Source organism: uncultured Methylobacterium sp., assembly GCF_964251405.1.
In the GTDB taxonomy this organism is placed as follows: domain Bacteria; phylum Pseudomonadota; class Alphaproteobacteria; order Rhizobiales; family Beijerinckiaceae; genus Methylobacterium.
Genome location: NZ_CAXUJR010000110.1, coordinates 1 through 6,719 on the forward strand (window position 1 = coordinate 1; position 6,719 = coordinate 6,719).

4 protein-coding genes are annotated in these 6,719 nt (G+C 68.4%); 1 reads left to right on the forward strand and 3 read right to left on the reverse strand.

The window, feature by feature from the left end:
* The first annotated feature begins 346 nt into the window (after nucleotides 1–346).
* Entirely contained in the window at nucleotides 347–868 is a 522-nt protein-coding gene (locus tag ACFE7U_RS15800) for a DUF1993 family protein (RefSeq protein WP_375410673.1), read from the forward strand.
* Between the two features lie 42 nt (nucleotides 869–910).
* On the opposite strand, the gene ACFE7U_RS15805 is transcribed toward ACFE7U_RS15800, so the two are convergent.
* From ACFE7U_RS15805 to hemA, 3 genes are read right to left on the reverse strand one after another with little or no spacing between them, the layout of a single operon-like run.
* Nucleotides 911–4,018 (reverse strand): efflux RND transporter permease subunit, encoded by a 3,108-nt coding sequence (locus ACFE7U_RS15805; RefSeq protein WP_375410674.1) that lies wholly within the window; start codon nucleotides 4,016–4,018, stop codon nucleotides 911–913.
* Nucleotides 4,015–5,214: an efflux RND transporter periplasmic adaptor subunit gene (locus ACFE7U_RS15810; RefSeq protein ID WP_375410675.1), complete on the reverse strand. Its 1,200-nt coding sequence runs from the start codon at nucleotides 5,212–5,214 to the stop codon at nucleotides 4,015–4,017. The genes ACFE7U_RS15805 and ACFE7U_RS15810 overlap by 4 nt, the downstream gene beginning before the upstream one ends.
* 21 nt (nucleotides 5,215–5,235) lie before the next feature.
* A complete protein-coding gene (hemA, locus tag ACFE7U_RS15815; protein WP_375410676.1) occupies nucleotides 5,236–6,555 on the reverse strand; it encodes a 5-aminolevulinate synthase in 1,320 nt (439 codons plus the stop codon).
* Nucleotides 6,556–6,719: the final 164 nt, after the last annotated feature.

A 6,719-nucleotide genomic window follows, 5' to 3' on the forward strand; every position in this document is an offset into this window, starting at 1 on the left:
TCTGGATGGACGAGGTGTGGCGGCCAAAGCCGAGTGCACCGGCTGCCGGCGTCCCATACCTCTCCTTCAACGTGGAGACGCTCGCCGCATAATCGAACCGGACCATGGGCGGCTGACGCTCGGCCAAACGGCGGACAATCTGGCAGGTCAGCCGGACCTCGCGCATCAGCCCTGCGCCTCTCCCCTCCCGTGTGGAAACTCTGGTTCGTTTTTGGAATTCCGGACAACCCGCGTCACTGGACGGTCGTCCGCATGCCGTGAAGGACCGCATGAGGTCAGCATCGCGGGTCCGCCCGGATGCGCCTCCTCATTGCGTCGATGGGGATAGGTGCCCTAGGGTTCGGGAATGAGCATCAGCATCCACGACGTCAGCGTTCCGATCTTCGTCAACTCGCTTCGCGCTATGAGCGCTTGGCTTGACAAGGCGGCATCGGAAAAGCCGGAGGCCGAGCTCCTCATCGGACGCCTCGCCCCCGACATGAGGCCGTTGCCTGCCCAATATCAGATGGCGTCGGACAGCGCCAAAAACGCGGTGGCGCGGCTCGCCGGGATCGAGGCGCCCACGATGCCGGACGTCGAGGCCAGTTTCGCCGAGCTGAAGGAGCGGTGTGCAAAGACGATCGTCTTCGTCGAAGGCGTCGATCCGGCCGCGCTGGCTTCGGGCGCCGAGCGTGAGGTGGAGCTGAAGTTCCCGAACGGCATGGGCTATCGCTTCACGGGGCAGGCCTATCTCACCGGTTTCGCGCTTCCGAACTTCTTCTTCCACGTCACCACCGCCTACGCGATCCTGCGCAGTGCCGGAGTGAGCCTCGGCAAGCCGGATTTCCTTCAGCATCTTGGGCCACCGAATATTCCGGCTCCGAGGTAGGCAGGTATTCTCCGCATTGCGGGGGCAGCATTGTGATCGTGCTTATGAGCCATGCCGGTTGTTATGAATGGCCGAGGCTCCGCCTTTGGCGAAGAATCCAAGCATTCGAAGGACTCTTTGCGAGACGCTCTGCACGTACAGGAACAGGACCGGCGTCACGTAGAGCGTCAGGATCTGGGACACGACCAGACCACCGAGCACAGCGATGCCGAGCGGCTGGCGCATCTCGGGGTTGGCCCCGTAGCCGCAGGCCAGCGGCACCGCGCCCACGATGGCCACGAGGCTCGTCATCACGATCGGCCGGAAACGCCGGAGGGATGCTTCACGGATCGCCGCCTCCGGCGCCAAGCCGGCTTGGAGATGCGACACGGCAACGTCGATCACCATGATGGCATTCTTCTTGACGACTCCGATCAGGAGCAGGATGCCGATGATCCCCGTCAGGTCAAGGCTCATGCCGGCGGCGGAGAGGGCCAGGAGGGCCCCAAGCCCGGCGGCGGGCAGGCCGGCAAGGATCGTCAGCGGGTGTGCGAAGCTCTCGTAGAGCATTCCCAGGATGACATAGACCGCGAGCACGGCAGCGAGCACGAGCATTCCCTGCGTTCCGGACGAGTCTTGGAAGGCCCGGGCGGTACCCATGAAGGTCACGGTGACCGATGGCGGAAGACGCAGCGCCGCCTTTAGGGCTTCGATCCGCTTCACACCCTCGCCGAGGGGAACGCCGGCAGCGAGGTCGAACGAGACCGTCACGCCGGGGAAGAGCCCGATCTGACTCAGAGACAACAATCCGAGGGTCCGCTCGGGTGTCGCGAAGGCCGTCAGCGGTACGAGCGTGCCGCCGGAGCCGCGCAGCTTGATGGTGTCGAGGCTCACGGCCCGTCCCCCGGGCGTGCGGGCGAACTCGACGATGACGGGGTGGATGTCGGAGCTTTTCTGGATCGTCGCGACTTGCCGGGGGCCGAAGCCGAGATTGAAGGTCGCCCGAAGCTGGTCTGTGCCGATGCCGAGGAGGCGCGCCTTGTCCTGGTCGACCCGCAGGGTCACCTGCGAGGCGGTGTTGCGCAGATCCGTCGTGACGCCGATGAAAGCCGGATCACGGGCCAGGGCCTCGGCGAGCCGTGTCGACCAGAGACCGATCTCGTCGAGATCCGCCCCCTGGACGGCGAACTGGTACTGGCTTCTCCCCTGCCGGCCGCCTCGCATGGTCTGGTAGGGCGTCACCACGCTGGCGATGCCCGGCAGGGTGTCGAGAGCGCGGCGCAGGTCCGATAGCACGACGTCGAGCCCGGCTCGCCGACGCCGGTCCTTGAGTTCGACGAAGACCCGGCCCTGGTTCGTGGCTCCGCCATTCGGGCCCAGTCCGCCGATGCTGGAGACGATGTGGGCGACATGGGGCGAGTGCTGGAGCACCGCGTCCACTTGAGCCTGAAGCTCGACCATCCTGGCGAAAGCGACGTCCTGGCGCGCCTCCGTCGAAACCGTGAGGAGGCCGAGATCTTCCTGCGGGAAGAAGCCCTTCGGAATCGACCGCGCCAGCCAAGCCGTCGCGGCCAAGGTGGCCAGGAAGAGCACCAGGATCACGAACCTGTGCCGCAGCGACCAATCGAGCGACGCGCTGTATCCGGCGAGGATCCGCGCGAAGGCTCGGCGGGCGCGGGTCTCGCGCGGGCAACCCGCCTCAGGCAGCCGCCCGGCAAGCGCCGGGGTCAGACTGAGAGAGATCAGGGCGGAGACGGCGAGCGCGACGCAGACCGTGACGGCGAACTCATGGAAGATGCGCCCGACGAGGCCGCCCATGAACAGGACCGGGATGAACGCCGCGATCAATGACACGGTGATGGAGACGATGGTGAAGCTCATCTCCCGCGCGCCGCGCATCGCCGCCTCGACGGGTCCCATCCCGACCTCGCGATGATGCTGGACGCCCTCGAGCATCACGATCGCATCGTCCACCACGAGCCCGACCGAGAGGGTGAGCGCCAGCAACGTGATCGTGTTGAGCGAGAACCCCAGGGCGTGCATGGCGGCGAAGGTGCCGGCGATCGAGAGGGGAATGGCAAGCGCCGCGATCAGGGTGGGACCGAGACGGCCGCTGAACAGATAGATGACGAGAACCACCAGGGCGCTCGTGGCGACGAGGGTCGCCATGACGTCGGCGACCCCCTCGCGGATCGCCGTCGAGTGATCGTTGACGAGCGTGAGGGTCCCATCGATTCCGAGCTCGTCGCGCAGACGCGGCAACGTCCGTCGCACGCCGTCGGCCACCGCAACCGCGTTGGAGCCGGGCTCCCGGTGCACCGCGAGGATCAGGGCAAGGTCGCCGTCCAACCAGCTCCCGGTCTGGTCGTCCTCGACCGAGTCGATGACGGAGGCTACGGAGCCGAGCCGGATCGGACGTCCGGCCCGCGTCGCGACGATCAGTTCCCGGAAACCGGCCGCATCCTCGAGTTGCGTAGGAAGCCGGAATGCCGCCCGCCGATCCATGTCCGCGGCCGTTCCGACCGGTGTCTGCGCATTCGCCGCGCGGATCGCCTGCTCGATGAGGTCGAGGCTGAGGTCCCGAGCGCCCAGAGCCTGCGGATCGATCCGGATGCGCACGGCGTGTTTCTGGCCGCCATGAAGCACGACCTGCCCGACGCCGGGAAGCCCCGACAGGGCGGGCACGAGAACCGCCCGCGCAATCCCATCGAGCTTCCCCAGGGGCTTGCCCCGGCTCGAAAGGGCGACGAGCACGACCGGCGCGTCGGCCGGGTTGAACTTACGGTAGGTCGGAGCGGTCGGCATCTCGGTCGGGAGGTGGCGCTGAGCACGGCCGATGGCAGCCTGGACGTCAACCGCCGCCTGATCGATATCGCGGTGCAGCGCGAATTCGAGGGTGAGCGCGCTGGCTCCCTGGGTGTTCGTCGCAGTGACGGATTGCAGCGACGGGATCGCGGTGAGTTCGCGGATCAGGGGTGCGGAGACGGCGCTCGCCATCGTCTCCGGCGCTGCGCCCGGCAACTGGGCCGCCACCAGCACAACGGGGAATTCAACTCGCGGAAGGGCTGCCAAGGGCAGCATGCGATAGGACAGGAGCCCAGCGCCCAGGAGCGCCAGCGCCATCAGGACGGCCGCGATCGGCCGGCGGACGAAGGGAGCGGCGAGCGTCATGGGACATCCGCGCCGCCGGCCGAGGCGACCTCGCTGCCCACGATCGTCACCGCAGCGCCTTCGAACAATCGCGCCTGGCCCTCCACGACGACGCGCTCGCCCGCAGATAAGCCGGAGCGGATCGCCGCGAGGCCGCCGCCAACCTCCGTCGCTTCGACGCTTCGCCGCTCGGCCGAACCGTCCGGCCGGACGACGAAGACGGCGGTGCCCTTCCGGTCCTGCTCCAGGGCCGAGACCGGTACGACCACGGTCTCGACGCCTTCGTCGAGCGCGACGCTGGCGCGTGCATATTGGCCCGGCCAGAGAAAACCCTCCTCGTTCGGCACCAGGGCTTTCACCAGGATCGTGCCGGTGGTCGCATCGACCGACGAATCGATGAACCTGAGCCGGCCCATGGTCGCGGCAGGGGCGTCCCCGCCGACGACAACCGTGACCTTGGGTCCTCCGTCTCGGTGGAGCATCCCGGCGCGCAGGGCATCGAGATCGCGCTCCGGCAAGGTGAAGCTCACCTGCAGCGGGCTCATCGACGTGACGGTGAGGAGAGCGGCGACGGGCCCTTCGGCCGGCCCCACGAGATCGCCGCGGACACTGCGCACGACCCCGACCCGGCCGGCGATCGGCGCCCGCACCACGGTGTAGCCGAGCTTGATCCGCGATGCCCGCAAGGTCGCTTCGCCGGCGGCCACCGTCGCGGCGGCGGCGCGGGTGTCGGCCGTGAGCTGGTCGACCTGCATCTGGGTCGCGACATGGCGGGCGCGCAGCTCCGTGGCGCGGGCGAGGTCGGCGTTGAGGCGGGAATGGACCGCGCGATCCCGCGCCAGCGCGGCCTCGTCGCGGGCCACGATGGCGCGCATCTCGCTGTCGTCGACGCGGAAGAGCACGTCGCCCTCGGCGACGACGGCGCCGTCCTGCACGAGGCGCTCGACGATCTCGCCGTCGATCCGTGCCCTCACCTTCACGGTCGTCATCGGTTCGACCCATCCGACCCCGGTGCGGACCAGGGGCACCCGCTCGAGCCTCGCGAGGCTGGCCCGCACCGGAAAGCCGGGGCTCGACGGTCGCGCCGCCGGAGCGGACGGTTCGATGCGGGCCGCCAGCGCCTCCATCCGGGCCGGAGGCCGCATGCCGAGGAGAGAGATCCCCCCAACGATGACCATCGTCGCCAGAAGCGACGTCGTGGGGCGGATGGCTCGCATCGTCGTCGCTCCGCAGGCCGGTCAGAGCGCCGCGGCGCCGGGCGCCCGCGGAAGGCCCAAGGCGGTCCAGACCTCCACGAGGGCGTCCGCCAGGGCCTGGATCTGCGTGTCCGTATGAAGCGGGGTCGGCGTGATCCGAAGGCGCTCGGTGCCCCTCGGGACGGTCGGATAGTTGATCGGCTGGATGTAGATGCCGTGCGTCCCGAGCAGCCGGTCGGCCGCGTCCCGGCATGCGCCGGGATCGCGCACCAGAACCGGGACGATGTGGGTGTCGTTCGGGATGACCGGAAGTCCAGCCCGCGTGAGGGCAGCCTTCACCGTCGCGACCTGGCGCCGCTGCGCCAGGCGCTCGCGGTTCGAGCGCCGGAGGTGGCGGACAGAGGCCGCGGCGGCGGCGGCCGTCGCGGGGGGGAGGGCGGTGGTGAAAATGAAGCCCGGCGCGTAGCTGCGAACCGCGTCGATGATGCTCAGGTCGGCCGCGATGTAGCCGCCGATGACGCCGTAAGCCTTGGCGAGCGTACCCTCGACGATGTCGACGAGGTCGGACGCAGCCTGTGCCTCGGCGACGCCGGCGCCCCTGGCGCCGTACATGCCGACGGCGTGCACCTCGTCCAGGTAGGTCATCGCGCCGTGGCGGCGGGCGAGCCGGCAGATCGCCGCGACCGGCGCGGTGTCGCCATCCATGGAGTAGATGCTCTCGAAGATCACGATCTTCGGGCGATTCCCGGCCTCGTGCAGGATCTCTTCGAGGTGGGCGAGGTCGTTGTGCCGGAAGATCGCCTTGTCGCAGCCGGACTGGCGGATGCCTTCGATGATCGAGTTGTGATTGCCTGCGTCCGAGACGATCAGGCAATCCGGGATGAGACGCCCGATCGTCGAGATCGTCGCCTGGTTCGAGACGTAACCCGAGGTGAAGACGAGAGCGGCGTCCTTGTCGTGCAGCTCGGCGAGTTCCCGTTCGAGGGCGACCAGCGGATGGCTTGTCCCCGAGATGTTGCGCGTTCCGCCGGCTCCGGCCCCGGTCCGGCGTGCCGTCGCGATCAGGGCATCGACGACGGCGGGGTGCTGGCCCATGCCGAGATAGTCGTTCGAGCACCACACGGTGATCGGGCGCGCTCCGTCGGGTGCATGCCAGATCGCCTCCGGGAACCGCCCTGCCTCTCTCTCGATGTCCGCGAACACCCGATAGCGGTTCTCCCGATGCAACCCATCGAGCGCCCGGGTGAAATAGGCCCGGTAGTCCGTTGCGGCCGCCTGCGTCTCGCAAGTCGCGTCGCGTCTCGGCTTCGGTGCGGCCAGCGGCAGGCTCGGAAGGAAATGCGTGGGCGAGAGCTCTTCCATCAGGGTGGCCGAATCGACCCATTTCCCCTCGAAGAGCCGTCCGGTCTGCCATCCCGTGCGTGAGCAGTAGAGCAGGAACGGCTGCCGTTCCGCGTCAGCACAAGGGGCGCCTGCAATCGGCAAAGGTTTGGCGCAATGACCTGAACAACTCATCATTCACCCCC